This window comes from Singulisphaera acidiphila DSM 18658 (assembly GCF_000242455.2).
Lineage (GTDB): Bacteria > Planctomycetota > Planctomycetia > Isosphaerales > Isosphaeraceae > Singulisphaera > Singulisphaera acidiphila.
Genome location: NC_019892.1, coordinates 8,031,383 through 8,046,674, shown reverse-complemented (window position 1 = coordinate 8,046,674; position 15,292 = coordinate 8,031,383). Strand labels below are relative to the sequence as shown.

15 protein-coding genes are annotated in these 15,292 nt (G+C 64.0%); 3 read left to right on the top strand and 12 right to left on the bottom strand.

What is annotated here, in order from left to right; all coding sequences use genetic code 11:
* Positions 1-25 precede the first annotated feature (25 nt).
* From bioF to SINAC_RS31360, 8 genes are all read right to left on the bottom strand, one after another.
* Positions 26-1,189, bottom strand: coding sequence for an 8-amino-7-oxononanoate synthase (gene bioF / locus SINAC_RS31395; RefSeq protein ID WP_015249574.1), 1,164 nt, complete (start codon positions 1,187-1,189; stop codon positions 26-28).
* Positions 1,179-2,498: a beta-ketoacyl-[acyl-carrier-protein] synthase family protein gene (locus SINAC_RS31390; protein ID WP_020466376.1), complete on the bottom strand. Its 1,320-nt coding sequence runs from the start codon at positions 2,496-2,498 to the stop codon at positions 1,179-1,181. Before SINAC_RS31390 ends, bioF begins: the two co-directional genes overlap by 11 nt.
* A 288-nt stretch (positions 2,499-2,786) precedes the next feature.
* Complete coding sequence (gene bioB / locus SINAC_RS31385) at positions 2,787-3,770, bottom strand: biotin synthase BioB (RefSeq protein ID WP_015249572.1); 984 nt, start codon at positions 3,768-3,770, stop codon at positions 2,787-2,789.
* A gap of 65 nt (positions 3,771-3,835) precedes the next feature.
* The gene (locus SINAC_RS31380; protein ID WP_015249571.1) at positions 3,836-4,042 is read right to left on the bottom strand and encodes a hypothetical protein; all 207 of its coding nucleotides are present in this window, start codon (positions 4,040-4,042) and stop codon (positions 3,836-3,838) included.
* Complete coding sequence (locus SINAC_RS31375) at positions 4,039-4,599, bottom strand: HYExAFE family protein (RefSeq protein WP_015249570.1); 561 nt, start codon at positions 4,597-4,599, stop codon at positions 4,039-4,041. The genes SINAC_RS31380 and SINAC_RS31375 overlap by 4 nt, the downstream gene beginning before the upstream one ends.
* A 20-nt stretch (positions 4,600-4,619) precedes the next feature.
* Positions 4,620-5,060, bottom strand: a complete 441-nt coding sequence (locus SINAC_RS31370) for a YkgJ family cysteine cluster protein (RefSeq protein ID WP_015249569.1) — start codon at positions 5,058-5,060, stop codon at positions 4,620-4,622.
* 65 nt (positions 5,061-5,125) lie between these two features.
* Positions 5,126-5,923, bottom strand: a complete 798-nt coding sequence (locus SINAC_RS31365; RefSeq protein WP_015249568.1) for a homocysteine S-methyltransferase family protein — start codon at positions 5,921-5,923, stop codon at positions 5,126-5,128.
* Positions 5,916-6,974, bottom strand: coding sequence for a metalloprotease (locus tag SINAC_RS31360; RefSeq protein ID WP_026012026.1), 1,059 nt, complete (start codon positions 6,972-6,974; stop codon positions 5,916-5,918). Before SINAC_RS31360 ends, SINAC_RS31365 begins: the two co-directional genes overlap by 8 nt.
* 236 nt (positions 6,975-7,210) lie before the next feature.
* Between SINAC_RS31360 and aroB the strand changes: the two genes are divergently transcribed.
* Complete coding sequence (aroB, locus tag SINAC_RS31355; protein WP_015249566.1) at positions 7,211-8,305, top strand: 3-dehydroquinate synthase; 1,095 nt, start codon at positions 7,211-7,213, stop codon at positions 8,303-8,305.
* A 177-nt stretch (positions 8,306-8,482) separates the two neighbouring features.
* Here the strand turns inward: aroB and SINAC_RS31350 are convergent, their stop codons facing one another.
* On the bottom strand, positions 8,483-9,565 hold the full coding sequence (locus SINAC_RS31350; RefSeq protein ID WP_020466375.1) for a hypothetical protein: 1,083 nt from the start codon (positions 9,563-9,565) through the stop codon (positions 8,483-8,485).
* Between the two features lie 308 nt (positions 9,566-9,873).
* Here SINAC_RS31350 and dprA point away from each other — a divergent pair, with 308 nt between their 5' ends.
* Complete coding sequence (gene dprA / locus SINAC_RS31345; protein WP_020466374.1) at positions 9,874-11,031, top strand: DNA-processing protein DprA; 1,158 nt, start codon at positions 9,874-9,876, stop codon at positions 11,029-11,031.
* 66 nt (positions 11,032-11,097) lie between these two features.
* Here dprA and SINAC_RS31340 read toward each other — a convergent pair whose 3' ends face one another.
* Both SINAC_RS31340 and SINAC_RS31335 read right to left on the bottom strand, forming a co-directional pair.
* Positions 11,098-11,964 carry an alpha/beta hydrolase gene (locus SINAC_RS31340; protein WP_015249563.1) on the bottom strand — a complete coding sequence of 289 codons (867 nt, stop codon included), beginning with the start codon at positions 11,962-11,964 and terminating at the stop codon, positions 11,098-11,100.
* Between the two features lie 214 nt (positions 11,965-12,178).
* Positions 12,179-13,078 (bottom strand): sugar phosphate isomerase/epimerase family protein, encoded by a 900-nt coding sequence (locus SINAC_RS31335; protein WP_015249562.1) that lies wholly within the window; start codon positions 13,076-13,078, stop codon positions 12,179-12,181.
* A gap of 260 nt (positions 13,079-13,338) precedes the next feature.
* Here SINAC_RS31335 and SINAC_RS31330 point away from each other — a divergent pair, with 260 nt between their 5' ends.
* On the top strand, positions 13,339-13,938 hold the full coding sequence (locus SINAC_RS31330) for an FHA domain-containing protein (RefSeq protein WP_015249561.1): 600 nt from the start codon (positions 13,339-13,341) through the stop codon (positions 13,936-13,938).
* 63 nt (positions 13,939-14,001) lie between these two features.
* Here SINAC_RS31330 and SINAC_RS31325 read toward each other — a convergent pair whose 3' ends face one another.
* Positions 14,002-15,210, bottom strand: a complete 1,209-nt coding sequence (locus SINAC_RS31325; RefSeq protein ID WP_020466373.1) for a GspE/PulE family protein — start codon at positions 15,208-15,210, stop codon at positions 14,002-14,004.
* Positions 15,211-15,292 lie beyond the last annotated feature (82 nt).

The following is a 15,292-nucleotide window of genomic DNA, read 5'->3' as shown; positions in this document are numbered from 1 at the left end:
CCCGACTTTTTCTCAGGATCGACGTTCAAGAGCCTGTTAAGGCATCGATCAATCCTGAGACGTCATCATCGTGGTGTGCGGCGGAGAGGCCGATCCGGAGCCTGGCCGTTCCTTCGGGGACGGTCGGCGGCCGGATCGCAGGGACGAGGAACCCCCGGTTGCGAAGTCGTTCGGCCAGTTGAAGGGTCTGCTGTGGCGGTCCGATCAAGACCGGCACGATGGGGCCGGCTGACGCGCCCACATCGAAGCCGGAGGTCGTGAGTACCTGGCGAAGCCGGGCACTCATGGCATGGAGCCGTTCCCGGCGCCAAGGTTCCGCCTGGGCGATGGCGAGTGCCTGGCTTGCGGCGGCGGCAGCGGGGGGGGGGAGGGCCGTCGAATAGATCAGCGGCCGGGCGCGATTGATGAGCCAGTCGATTAGCCGTTGCGAACCTGCGACGAACCCGCCCACCGAGCCCAGGGCCTTGGAAAGGGTGCCCACCCGGATGGACACGCGCTCGGCTACGCCGCAAGCGGCGGCGGAACCTCGGCCATCGGGACCGAACACGCCGGTCCCATGTGCTTCGTCGACCAGGAGCATGGCCTCGAATCGGTCGGCGAGGTCGGCGAGGTCGGCCAGGGGAGCCAGGTCGCCGTCCATGCTGAAGACGCCGTCGGTGGCGATCAAGGAGCGACGAAACCGCCCTCGATCCCGTTGCAGGATCGTGTCGAGGCGGCTTACATCGTTGTGAGGGTAGACCCGAAGGCGGGCGCCGGCGAGCCGGGCGCCGTCGATCAGGCAGGCGTGGTTGAGGCGGTCGGCATAAACCGCATCGCCCGGGCCGACCAAGGCGGTGATCGTGCCCAGGTTCGCGGCAAAGCCGGAGGGGAAGAGGGTGACCGCCTCGGTCTGCTCGAACTGCGCCAGGTCGGCGCTCAGGGATTGGTGGGCGTTACTCCAGCCGGTGACCAACGGGGAGGCCCCCGCCCCCCAGCCTTGTAGCTCGGCGGTCCGGACCGCAGCCGCGATGACCCGTGGATCGGCCGCCAAACCGAGGTAGTCGTTGGAGCCGAAGTTCACCAGCATCCGCCCATCGCGCTCCTGCCGGCCGGGAATGGCGGTCCCGTGAGGCGCGAGTCGTCGGGCGAGCCCACGCTGGCTCCACGCGGCCGATTCCGCGTCGATCCAACCGAGGGGATCAGCCGCCATGGGGGTGCTCCCTTGGCCTTCGGAAGGGGGTGTCAGGCTGCCGGAGCAGGGCCGCCGCGAGGTGGCCCCCGAACCCGATCGAAAGCTTGAGCGCTGACCGGACGGGCATCGAGCGGCCGGTATGAGGCGTGCCGTCAAGGTCGCATGCCGGGTCGGGGGCGTCAAGGTTCAAGGTCGGGGGGACGAAGCCGTCGCGGATCGCCAGACAGGTGATCGCCAACTCCACGGCTCCCGCTGCTCCGAGCAGGTGGCCGATCTGGCTCTTGTTGGCCGAGCAAGCGACGCGATCCGCGTCGTGGCCGAGGGCCAGCCGGATCGCGCTGCATTCGATCGGGTCGTTGATCCGGGTGGCCGTGCCGTGGACGTTGATATGATCGAGCTCCGAGGCCAAGACCCCCGACTGAGCGAGCGCCCGCCCGATCAAGGCCGCCAGACCGGTCGGGTCGGGGTTCATCGTCGTCGCGTGGTAGGCGTCGGCCCCCAGCGCTCCACCGGCCACCTCGACATAAGGGAGGACGCCTCGAGCGCGGGCATGGTCGTCCCGTTCCAGGACGAGGATCGCTCCCCCTTCGCCGACGACGAACCCCGACCGCGCTCGGTCCCAGGGGCGGGCCGCTCGAACGGGATCGCCATCGGAGCGGGCCAGGACCCCCATTCTTCGAAACGCGCCCAGGAGCAGCGGTTGCAGCGAGGCGTCGGCACTCCCGGCGACCGCGACGTCGCAGACGCCGCTCCGGATCAATTCCGCCCCCTGGAGGACGGCGACCAGGCCGGTGGCGCAGGCGGCCACCGGTGCCAGACAAGGGCCGCCCAAGTCATGTCGTGCGGCCACGAAACTGGCGCCTGCGTTGGGCCAACACAAATGCTTCCAGATCCAGGAGTGGGCGAGGCCATCGGTGAACTCGGCCGGATCCTGCCTCGCTCCCTCCCATGCGAGCCGGCCGAAATTCTCCATGCAGCCTTTGCTCAGGCCGATCAAGGTGGCGACCCGGTTGGCCTCGACGGCGAGCGATCTCCCGAGTTCCGGGGCCTGCAAAATCAGCCCGGCATCGTTGAGGGCTTCCGACGCAGTCTCTTCGACGATCGAGAGCGTTCGTCCGTGGGGCCTGATCGTGCGATCATCCACCAGGAGTGGACATCCGACGTCGTGTCGGCCTTCCCCTGAGAGCTCATCGGCAAGCGAGCAGGCAGCGCTCCGACCTGCTCGGAGTGCGCTCCAGGTCGACTCGCGATCGACCCCCAGGCCGGTCCACAGGCCGATGCCGGTGACGACGACCTTGGCAGCGCTCGGAGATGGGCTTGGAGACACGGAAGAACGCCCCGCGGGGCCAGGCTCAGGAGCCGAGCAAGAAAAAAAAGGGAACCAAAAGAATGGGTTTGCGTTGATTGGAGGGTGGGCACGGCCCACCTTCATCGCCGTCCCGCTTCAGAGAAGACAGGGAACAGGCGCTCCCCGTTCGCCTGGCATTTGAAGTTCTGAAGTGAGGGGGGAGCCGATCGCTCCCTTATCCCTCTCTTGCAGCTGGATTTCTCAATGGTGGGCTATGCCCACCCTAATCAAAGAGGCGGCCCGTGAAATGTCCGCGCGGAGGTTTCTTTATCCGGCATGGACCTGATCAGCGGTGACCTCGAGGGGCCTTGGGGTCAGTCCGAGGCGTTCGAAGAGGATCCGGTCGCGGTCGACCTTGGGGTTGGGGGTTGTCAGGAGCTTATCGCCCGCGAAGATCGAGTTGGCTCCGGCGAGGAAGCAGAGCGCCTGGTCGGTCTCGCTCATGTCGACCCGGCCGGCGGAGAGCCGGACCATGGACTCGGGCATCAGGATCCGTGCGGTCGCGATCGTGCGGACCATTTCCCAGATATCGACCCGAGGCCGGTCGGCCAGCGGCGTTCCCTCGACGGCGACCAGGGCGTTCACGGGGACCGACTCGGGGGGCTCGGGAAGCGTGGCCAGGGTGTGGAGCAGGCCGATCCGATCGTCCTCGGTCTCGCCCATCCCCACGATTCCGCCACAGCAGACCGAGATCCCCGCTTCACGGACATGCCCGAGCGTCTGCAAGCGATCTTCGTAGGTCCGGGTCGAGATGATCCGGTCGTAGAATTCTTGCGAGCTGTCGAGGTTGTGGTTGTAGGCGTCGAGCCCCGCCTCTTTCAATCGCCTCGCCTGATCTTCGCTGAGCATCCCGAGAGTGCAGCAAGCCTCCATCTCGAGCGTCTTGATGCCGCGGACCATCTCCAGGACCTGGTCGAACTGGGCGTTGTCGCGCACCTCGCGCCAGGCGGCCCCGATGCAGAACCGGGTCGCCCCTTCGTCCTTGGCCCGGCGCGCGGCGGTTAGGACGTCGCCCACGGCCATCAGCGGTTGCGCTTCGACGGCCGTGTGATACCGGGCGGCTTGCGGACAGTAGCCGCAATCTTCGGGGCACCCCCCCGTCTTCACCGAGAGAAGCACGCAGACCTGCACGTGCGAGGGGTCATGGTGCTTGCGGTGAACCTCCGCGGCGCGGAAGATCAGGTCGAGGACCGGGGTCCGATAGATCTCCGCGACCTCGGCGAGCGACAGGGAAGGATTGGTGACCGGCATCGTTCAAAAAGTCCAAGGGTCATCGAAGTCATCGAAAGCAGACGGGAAGTGCAGGGACAAGACAATCAACGGCGGGCCGACTTGCCGACGACGAACAGGGCCAGGAACGCGAGGATCGCCGTGGCGATGTAACCATCGACCGGGCGGCCCGACTCTCCTCCTTCTCCCCCTTCGGCGGCCGGTTCCTGGGCGGCGACCGGCATCGGAGCCACGGCGAGACCAAAGGTGGCCGCCAGGAAGAGCGCGGCGCACATGCGGGACAAGCGAATCATCGGTCACGCTCCGTAAGTGGTTTGGGTCGCCTGGGAGCCTCGGTCGTCATTGGGAGCCATTCTTGCAAGGGACGCACGCGGCGTCGGAACGCGGCGCGAGCCATGGCCACCGCCTTCCAGGCCGGCCCCCGCGACCGCAGGTTGGCGATATAGTCGTCCAGCCCAACGGCCCAGAAGCGATAGTCGAGTCCCCGGAATTCGAAGGCACCATTCTCTCGAGGAAGGGGGAAAGGTTGCAGCGGCTCCGCGTAAGCAAAGGTCAGGATCGCTCGAAAGCCCGGCCCGAACATCTCCTGCCAACACGTCAGCCCGCTGAGGTCGTCCGTGGTGACCCAGTTTTCCCAGGGTCTCCGACCTTTTGCGTTCTTGCCGCGCTTCCCTTTCACTTCGACCACGAGATTGGGACCACAACGAGGATACAGCAAAAAATCGGGGTTTTTAACCCCCCCGTCGCCGAAAAAGGCGCGCTTGGCCTCATCCACGGCCACGCAGGGGATCCGGATTGACCGGATGTAGGCCTCGAACGCCGCCTCGTAGTGGTTGGAGCGATTGGCCATCGAGGTCTCGGCCGTCCGGTTCAGTTCAGCGTCACGATCGGAAGTAAGGGACCACCTGCGTTCGCCTTGTTCGCTCGACGGCGGGGAGGCAGGATGGCCTCGGCATATTCCCACAACTGCTCGGGGGTCTCAAAGACTTTCTCGAAGGTCCAGTCGGTATCGTACTCGCACTCGTCGGTCGTGTAGTTCTGACAGACCTTCGGCCGGTTGAGATAGATCCGGCAGCGATTATCCGGGGCGAGGTACTTGCACTTACTCATCACGACGATGTACCAGCCCCCTTCCTCGACGTAAACCAAGGTCTGTCCGTGGGCTAAGTACCAGCGAATCGCGTCGTAATCATCCCAGGTGGTGGGCGGGTCGAGTGGGACGGTGAAGTAGCGGCAGCATTTGCCGGAGCAGTGGTCACAGAGACAGGTGCCGGGGACAAGGTCTTCCCGGCGGATTTGGTTCTTCTTCACGGCACCTCGGCCTCTTCGCAAATCCGCGCAACGGCAGCCGTCGCTTCGACTCCCATGACTTCTCTCTAATGATACCAGGCTGCTCGCAAGGCGGCCACATGCGACTCGTTAGTCCCGCAGCATCCGCCGACCAGGATGGGGGCCAAGGCCAGCAATCCGGCCGACTCCAGGGCGAACGAGGCGGGACTCGCCATGACCTCGCCGGGGTATCCCGCACTCGGTTTGACGATCAGCGGGAGTGTGGTGACCCGCCTCAGCGCCTCGGCGATTCGCAAGGCCGATTCCATGCCGACCACACAGTTCAGACCGATGGCCGAGGCGCCGAGGTCGGCGAGCCGCCGCACGGCCTCGGCGGGGGAATCGGGCCAGGCGAACAGGCTGACCAGAAGCGGGACAGGCGAGTGGGGAGCTAGTTGCCCCAGCGCGATCTCAGCCTGGTCGAGGCGGTGGGTTTCGAAGATCAAGGCGTCGACCCCGGCATCGACCAATACCTCGGCCTGATCGCGGGAAGAACCTGGTTCTTCGGCCGCGACCGGGCTGATCGAGCCAACCACGAAGCCGTTGACGCCGGCTTCACGGCGGGCCAACGCGACGGCCTGCCGGTTGATCGCCGCAAACGCGTCGGCCCGGCCGAATCGACTGAGCCATTGGCGGTTGGCGCCAAAGGTGTTGGTTAGAAGGACCTCTGCGCCGGCCTCGACGTCGCGGCGATGGATCTCGGCGACGACTTCGGGCTGGGAGAGGTTCCAGAGGGCGGGGTCGTCGTCGGCGAGTTGGAGCCCCCGTTCCATCAGCCGCGTTCCCATGGCGGCGTCGAGCAGTAAGGGGCTGCATGTCATGGCCGTGTGGAAGCGGTCAATCATGAGCCTTGGGCCGGTTCCGATACTTGACGCTGACGCGCACCAGGAACCGGTGTTCTTCCTCGGTCAGGGCGTGCCGGCCTTCGCGATGGAGTTTCTCGAGGATTTCATCCATCCGGCGTTCCTCGGCGGCCTCGCGGGCCTGTCTTCGTTGTCGACGAAGGTCGGAGCGGCGTCGCCTCCATCGTTTGATCGCACTCTCACGGTAGGGGCGGACCTTGGCTGCGTTCGCCTCCAGGCTTGTGTAGCCCTCGGAGAAGTCGTAGCCGAAAACGCCGTCCTCGAAGTAGCCGCCGTCGTCCATCAGCCTGACTTCCGAGCGAACGATGAGCTCGATAGGAATCGCCAGCGAGATCAGGAGAAGGCCGTCCGGATGCGCTGAGACGAGCCGAATGACCCCGATGACCACCAAGAGAGCCGCGCAGGTGTGCGCCGTCCAGAGGCCGTAGTACCCGTCTCTCGCATGGTTGACTGAAGAATTCGCCAGGAACAGGCGAAACAGACGGCCGCCATCGAAGGGCAGGGCGGGGATCAGGTTGAGGACAAACATGACGTAATTCAAGTAGCCGAACCAACCGAGCCACCACAACGGCTGGAAGGGGGAGGCCAGCCGATTCGTGGTGAGCAGCAGCGGCGCACCCGAATCCTGTGCGTTGCCAAACGGGTTCCAGACGAACTGAGCATGAAAAATTGCGAGGATCAGGGCGGTGAGGATCGCCATGGAGGCGTTTGCCAACGGACCGGCCAGAATCACCAGGATGTGGTCGGGCGATCGGGTGATGCCCGGCTGAGAGGCCATGTTGCCCAGCGGCCAGAGCTGGATTTCCTCGGGAGGCTCGCCCCCGCCGGTCAATGACGCCGTCACCGCGTGCGCTATCTCATGAATGGCCAGCGCCACCAAGAGCAGCGTGACCCAGGCCGCCGTCGCAAGAAAACGCGGTTCCTGGGCGATGAGGGCGTTGAGAAGGGCAACGACAACAAAGACGACCAGGAATATGTGTAGGCGAACCTGGGTTCCAAACCAACGACCCAGGTTGATAGGCGCCCAAATCAAGGGGTCGGTCATCATTGGCCACCCGGACCGGGTTGCGGACGGGGGATGGACGTTCCTTCCACATCACCTGGATTATACTGTAGCAACCGGCGAGTCAACCCGCAACGCAACCGGGCGTCCCCACTCTGGCGATCCTCCTGACGATTCAGGATGATAGACTAGCAATCCCTTGGGCCGGTGAAGGAAACCACGACGTGTCCCTATCATCATCAATTTCGATCGAACCGGAGTCGCGAGTGCTCGTGGAGCTTGGTCCACGCTCGTACGTGGTCCAAGTGGTCAGTGGGCGGCAAGACTCGTTTGCGGGCTTCGTTCGCTCGGCCCTGGACGCCACCTGGGCGGGCCGGTCGTGCCGTCGGGCGTTGCTGGTGACGGACCGGAACGTTGCGCCGTTGGAAGGCCCCTTCCGCGCGGCTCTGGAAAACCTTGGGATTGCGACTTCGCTGTCGGTCCTGCCTCCCGGTGAGTCCACCAAGTCCTTGGACTGCGCCGCCGACTTGTTTGATGAGCTGGTGCGAATCCGGGCCGACCGCCACACCGTGGTGGTGGCGTTGGGCGGAGGAGTGATCGGTGATCTTGCCGGGTACGTCGCGGCGAGCTACGCGCGCGGTCTCCCGCTATTCATGGTCCCGACCACCTTGCTGTCCCAGGTGGATAGCTCGGTCGGCGGCAAGGTAGGGGTCAACCACCCCCGGGCCAAAAATATTATTGGCGCCTTTCACCAGCCGGTCGGCGTCTGGATTGACACCGAGTCCCTGAAGTCGTTGTCTGACCGCGAGTATCGTTGCGGCCTGGCCGAGGTCATCAAGTACGGCGTGATTCTCGACGCCGACTTCTTCGCGTTCCTGGAGCAATCGGTTGACGCGATCCTGGCCCGCGAACCCGCGGCCTTGCGCCACGTCGTCGCTCACAGTTGCCAGCTCAAGGCCGACGTGGTTTCCAAGGACGAGCGAGAGGAGACCGGTCTCCGCGCCGTTCTCAACTTTGGCCACACCGTCGCTCACGCCATCGAATCGGTCGCGGGGTACGGCGGACGCTACCACCACGGCGAGGCTGTCGCCGTGGGCATGGTGGTTGAATCCCGGCTGGCGGAAAACCTCGGATGGATCGACTCGGCGACGACCGCTCGTGTCGAAGCCCTGGTCGAACGGTATGGCCTCCCAGTCTCGGCCCCTGAACTCGATCGGGATGCTTTGATCGAAGCGATGACCCGTGACAAGAAAAATCAGAAGGGGAAGATTCGCTTCGTCTTGCCCCGGATGATCGGTCAGGTCGAACTGACCGACTCCGCCTCCGAGGCTGACGTGCGTGAGGCACTCAGAGTCGCCTAAACGCTGAATTTCGGGCGAGCTCCGTGCAGGAATTACGGCCGGGCCGGCCGTGCTGGATTCAGCTCAACCTTCGACGTCAACGAGCGAGTCGGATGTACCATGCGAAGTGGTACATCTTGACTTGTTGCGATCCAAAGGCTGTTCCCAGACCGCTCGACCTGTTGCAAGAGCACATTCTCAAGGACTCTCCAGCCGCAGGTCGCCTTCAGCCGGGTTCCTCGATGGGGAAACGGTCCCGCCATCGTCGCGTCCGTTCGAGCCGACGCTGTAAACTTGCACGGTGTCGCCTTGAACCTTGAACTTCAAGGGTCCCTGGGAAAACGGGTCGAAGGGGACGGCCTCAAGGTAGGTTGGCACGAGTGCATCGAGAGTGGGGGGCACCGGCGCATCGGGGTGGTCGAGGCGGTAGGCTCGTAGTGCGAGCGCCGAGGCGAAGAGTCGCAACCAGATCTGGTTAAGCCGGTCGGCCTTTTCGGCTGCTGCCTTGGCGGGTGAGAGCATCGTCTGCATTGACTTGCGATGGAGGTAGTAGGCAGCCCGCGCCGGCCAGCCGCCTCGCGCAAGGTTGAACTCCAGGTCGCGGTCGAACACATGGGCCAGCGGTTCGCGGTCGCGGTCGAGCCGCTCAAACTCCTTGGCGAGCTGTTGGGATTCGTTGGCCGAAAGGGTTGGTATCAGACGGTTCAGCCCCTGGAGTCCGGCATGCTGGACCGGCCCCTCAGCCAGCCTCTCAGGGAGGACACCGCCGTCAGAGATCGCGCGGCCGTACCGGATCACATTGCCGTAGAGTCTGGCCGCCTCGGGCGCGTGCCCCTCGAGATCGATCAGGGCGGCTTCGCACGCGAGCAGTCGACCGAGCGTTCGGAGTGCACCGAAGTTCTCGAAATGGGCCTCGACGGAGGGGGACTTCGCCAGAGCTACGACCGATTGGCGTCCAAGCCCGACGCTCGCCCGAGCCAGCGCTTCGCGGTTCTTCCCGATGAGAGCACGCAACTCCTCAGTGTCCGCCTTTTCGAGTTCGGTGACCGTGAGGACGTTGCCCGTGACCGTTTTGCTGGCGGCGATCAGGTCGTCGTAGCCATTGGGGTTCGGTAGTGTCTCGCCACGGAAGCTGCTCGGGAGCAACAGCCGGATCAGAACAACGAAAATGAGTGCGATCAGGAGGACCAATACGCCGGTCCACCCCCTTCGCGACTTCCGTTCCGACATCGTCCCCCCTTCGGATTGGATTGCGTACCGCTGACGGACGATCGATGCCACGTGCCGATCAGTCCTCGAAGAAACTCGTACGCCATCCAAAAATATTGACGAAACGCGGATTTTGGATGACCCTCCGGGCGATCAGGATCGCCGACTCTGATTCCCGGTGGGACGATCGAGTCGAGTCCCGTCACGGGGGAATTCATGATGATGCCATGGGGTATTTTTGAGTGTTAATTTTTGAGTTTGCTGATTTGTTTGGTGGTTGTGGGTAAAAATCGGAGACAGTCAGGTGAAGTGAGAAGAATGCCGTATCGATCCAGGGGACATGTCTATTCGGACAGTCGTTCGCTCGCTACGATTGAGCCGTGAATTTTTCAACAGACGGACCCAGCCGGCGCGAGGCCGAATCCAAGATGATCGACTCGGACCTTCGCGACTTGGTCTGCTTGACGATGGTTGCGGGAGTGGGACCGCACACGAGCCGACAGCTTCTCGAGCGATTCGGAACGGCGGGCCGGGTGCTCGATGCCTCGGTCTCGACTCTCCGCGACGTGCAGGGGATCGGCCCCAAGATTGCCGATCGGATCGCGACGGCCCGACGCGACCATGATGCGGGTGCCGAACTCGAGCGTTGCCGTCGTGTCGGCGTTCAGGTCGTGACTTCGAACGATCCTCTTTATCCCCCGCCGTTGCAAGATATCCCTGATCCCCCCTTTTTGCTCTACATCAAGGGGTCGTACGAGCCACGCGATCCACTGGCCATTGCCTTGGTGGGCTCACGGCGATGTACTCCCTATGGCTTGCGGGTTGCCGAACGTCTGGGGGCCTCGCTGGCCAGGGTGGGGATTACGGTGGTCTCGGGCCTGGCCCGGGGCATCGACGCGGCGGCGCACCGCGGCGCGCTCAAGGCTGGAGGGCGAACGCTCGGCGTCATGGCCAACGGACTCGGCCAGGTCTATCCGCCCGAGCACGAGGACCTGGCTGCTCAAATCGCCGACTCCGGCGCTGTGATCAGTGAAATGCCGATGGGCCAGGGGCCGCTCGCAGGGCTTTTCCCCCAGCGGAATCGCATTATCTCGGGACTCAGCCTGGGAGTCGTCGTGATCGAGGCTACCCCACGTAGCGGCTCACTTTCCACGGCGCACCACGCGATGGAGCAGAACCGCGACGTCTTCGCCGTCCCCGGGCCCGTCGACAGCCTTTCCAGTCATGGCTGCCACCGCCTGATCCGAGACGGAGCGCGGCTCGTCGAGACGGTCGACGACATCCTCGAAGAACTCGGCCCCTTGGTGCGTGAAATCCGTCCGTCGTCGGAGGAGACGCCGGTCCGGCACCCCGCCGAACTGACTCTCTCCGATCTGGAGCGATCGCTCCTGGGCCAACTTGACGACCGTCCCACCGCCGTCGATGAACTGATCGGCCGGACCGGCCTGGTGGCCTCGCAGGTGCTCGCCACCTTGAGCGTCCTCGAGATGAGGCGGTTGGTACGCCGGCTTCCCGGGCACCAGTTCGTTCGCGCCTGATTCCCGAGAGTCGAAGCGTTGGGATGAATCAAGGGAAAATTCGCTTGCCTCGGAAGTCCTCTGAGATCAGTGCTCAGAAAGCCGGTCGAGGCGGGGATTGAGCCAGGAGATGATGTCGGCGAAGACTTGCTCGCGGCCCAACTCGTTCAGCGGCTCGTGGAGCATCTGGGGAAAGATCCGCAGTGTTTTGTCGGCACTGGCGATTCGGTCGAAAACGAGGCGTGATTGTTCGGGGTCGACGACCTCGTCGCGGCCCCCGAGGATCATCAGAAGGGGAATCTTGAACTCCGCTGCGCGGTCGGCCATGAGTTGCCCCCCTTCCACCATTCCGAAAAAGAGGGGGGCACTGATCCGGCTATGCCGAAGCGGGTCGACCTGATGCTCGCGCTGCATGTCGGGATCGCTTGTGAGAATCGTGGCGTTCAACTTTGCGCCGAGTGTGACGGCGGGTGCGAATCGGCGGAGGAACCGCCCGATCAGGAGCTTGTGGAGGGCGACGCGGGTTGCCACCCTGAGCGATGGGTTGGAAACGATGACCCCGTCCAGAGCAGCGTCGGGTTCGAGCCCAAGCCGGAGCGCGAGCTGGCCGCCGTTGGAGTGGCCGAGGACGTAAGTCGGCAAGCTTGGTTGGACCTGGCGCGCCCAGTCAACGGCGGCGTGGAGGTCGGAGATCAGGTCCTCGTAGCGTTTCACGACTCCTCGAGGGCCGGGGCTGCGGCCATGTCCACGGAGGTCGGGCGAGAGGATTTCGAGTTCCAAGGCAGGTCCCAACGCCTCGGCGACATGACGGTAGCAACCGCCGTGTTCTCCGAAACCGTGGGCGATCACCAGCACCCCGCGCGGATTCGGCCGGGTCCAGTGCCAGCCTCGAAGCGACAATCCGTCGGGAGTAGAGATCGCCACGTCGCGCGGCGGGGATTGGGTCGTAATCATCGGGCGTTCTCGCTGACGGGGTGGAATCGACTTCCGTTTCCATTCTCGCGCGGGACTGTGGCCTTTGACTCGACTCCTCAAGCCCCATATTTCTTTCTTTTCGGCGTCCGGCCGTATCTTGTTCAGTGCGAATAGTCGCGCGGCGGCGGCATGGCCACACCGGAGTGAGTGGGGTGGCCATGCGCGCGGAGGGTCGCGTTTCCAAACTTCGCGGTCAGCTCTTCTTGAGGGTGCCGACCGCTTCGCGAACGGTCTCCAGGCAGGCGCGAAGGTCCTCGACCGGGTTCAGGACGTTCTCTTCGTACTCGAGAGCCAGGCAGTACTGGTAATCGAGCCCGGCGAGAACCTTGAGCAAGTCGGCCGTACGCAGGTCGCCGTGGCCGAGCACGGTGAACTTCATTCGCTCGGTGACGTCCTTGGCATCCTTGTGCTCCTTGACGTCTTTCAGGTGGACGCCATAGATCCGCTTGCCGAAGACCTCGGCGGCGCGGACGGGGTCTTCGTTTGAGCGGAGGAAGTGGCCGGTGTCGATGCAGCAGCCGATCTTGGGGTGGTGATCCTTGATCACCTTGGCAATCGTGTCGATCAAGGCATAGTGATGTCCCGGGCCGTGGTTGTGGATGCCGACCCCCACACCGTACTCCTCGACCAGTTTGTCGAGGCTGTCGAAGCTGTCAAGGCTGGGATCCGCCGACAAGTAGCCGAAATCCATCGCCTTGGCGAACTCGAAGAATTTTCGGTTCGCTTCGTGGTCCTTGGTGAATGGGATCACGCCGTAACCAATGACCGCAACCCCCTCGGCCTCGGTCAGCTTTTTGTATCGGGCAATTTCGTCTGAGGACGCGGTCATGGGGATATGCGCGGGATAGGCTTCCCAGTGGTGCAGTCCGAGATCCTTAGTAATGGCCAACGCCTTTTTGACGTCGGGCTTTCCGTTGGCCATGTAGCCTCGGAGCGAGTAGCTTTGCAGGCCCATCTTGAACGGGCCGTAGGGGCCTTCAGCGGCACTTGGGGCGGCATTTACGCGTGAGTGGAGTGCAAACGCGCCGGCCGCGGCCAGGCCGGCCGCCAGGAGCTCTCGCCGGGTCAGGTCTCGCGAAATGTCCGATCGCATGGTGGGTTCCCCGTCGAAATATCAGCGGAGGGCTCGGGCCGCCACACTCGGCGGGCCGAGGTCCCCCAACATCTTGTGCCACTTCGGCCCGAAGCTATCCGAAGGGGAAGCCAGGTTCCAGACCCTGACCTAGATTTGACTTCATGATCGATGCGGCTTGTTGGTCGCTCTTGAGCGCACATGGTCGACCTGGCTACCATGAAGGCTCATTCGTTCCCATTTAACCTCATTCTCTGTCAACGTCGATGGGAGGACTCTCCATGACGTCCGACACCAAGGTGCTAGGGATCCTGACGCCCACGGGCGGCGGCGATCCCATCTCACTTCTCAAGGCCGAAGTCGTCGTCGGCCGCCGGGCCTCGTGCGACATCTGCCTCGACTTCACCAATGTCTCGGGCAAACACTGCGTCTTGCGGCTCGTGAACAGCGTCTGGCACGTTCGCGATCTCGGCAGCACCAACGGGACGACCGTTAACGGGTCGCAGATCGCGAGCGAGCACAGCATCATGCCCGACGACGAGGTGGGCATCGCCTCCCACTTCTTCACGATCGACTACGAGCCAGGGGGCCCCGTGGGCATCTTCAGCAAGGATCAACTCCTTGACGAAGATATCGCGGAGACCAAGAAACGCCATTCCTTGATGGAACTGGCCGGTCTCGACACCGATGACAACAAGCCGAAACATCGAAGTCGAGCCACTCATGCCCCTGAGACCATCGAGCGGCCTTCGGTCGACGAGGCCGACTTTGATGACGCCCTTCCCGACGACTTCAAAATCGCCCCCGCGCCGATTATTGAAGCCAATGATGACGACTTCCTCAAGTTGATCCAAGAAGACGTTGAGAAGTTGAAACCTTGATTGAATCGTCACTTGCCGATTCCGGCAAGTGTGAATGACGGCCGAGTTCGAACTCGGCCGACTTCACGTGGCGCCAAGCACCCGGCGGACTTCGGCGGGAGAGGTCAGCCCCTCTTCGATTGCGCTCCGAGCGCGCGCCCAGAGGTCGATCATCCCCGCTTCAACCGCCAACCGCCCCAGCCGCTCCACGTCGGAGCGTGCCAGGATCGCGGTCCCGAGCGCGTTCGACTCGGGGACGAGCATCTCGGCCAGGAGCATCCGCCCGCGATAGCCCGTCCCGCCGCAGAGGTCGCATCCTTCGGGCAAGCAGGCACGCTTGACCGACAGGCCGAGCAGGTGCGCGGGATCGGCGGTCTCTCGGGCGCAGGAGCAGAGCTTGCGGACCAGCCGCTGGCTGACGATCGCGAGTGTGCCACTGCGCAGCAAGTAGGGCTCGATTCCCATGTCGGAGAGCCGGCCGATCACGCCTGCGGCGCTCCCGGCGTGGAACGTGGTCAGAACCAGGTGGCCGGTCAACGACGCCTGAAATGCCATTTCGGCGGTGGCCGGGTCGCGGATTTCCCCGACCACGATCACCTCGGGATCCTGCCGCAAGAGCGAGCGGAGCCCGGTCTCGAGCGTGAACCCGGCCGCGTGATTGACCTGGGATTGGGCCACGCCCGCGACCGGAACTTCGATCGGATCCTCGAGCGTGGCCAGGTTCCTTCGTCCTTCGGTCGAGGCCACGAGCTCGCGGAGGCAGGCGTAGATCGTGGTCGTCTTCCCGCTTCCCGCCGGCCCGCTGAGGATGATCGCGCCCGAGGTCGCCCCGAGAAGCCGTCTGAGCGTCTCCTGGATCTCGGCCGGCAATCCCAGGTCATCGAGCTGGAGGTAGCGTCCGAAGGCGGCGAAGAGGCGAATGACGGCCTTCTCACCATAGAGCGTCGGGAACAGGCTCAGACGCATCTCCACGTCGCCTGGAGTCGACCTGATCCGTCCTTCCTGCGGGACGTCGGTCCGATAGGTCAGCAGGTCCGCCAGCACCTTGAGCCGTGCGATTACGTTGGCAGCCACACCGAGTGGGAGGTTTCCCCCCGGTTGTAAGACGCCGTCGATCCGCCAGCGGATCTCGAGGCCGTCGGCCGTCGGCTGCAAGTGAGCATCGCTTGCCCCCAGGGCTCGGGCTTCGGCCAGGATCAGGTCGACCACCTCGGTGGCATACGACGGACGCCCAGGCACCTTCGCCGCAAGGTCGTCGAGGAATTTTCGGCTGGGCAACGTCACCGACGCCATTTCCTTTGATCCCCTCGCCACGGTCCCCTCAGTTCGTGGTTCATCCTAACCGATTCGGACCGCGATGTCGAAGCGGGGCATA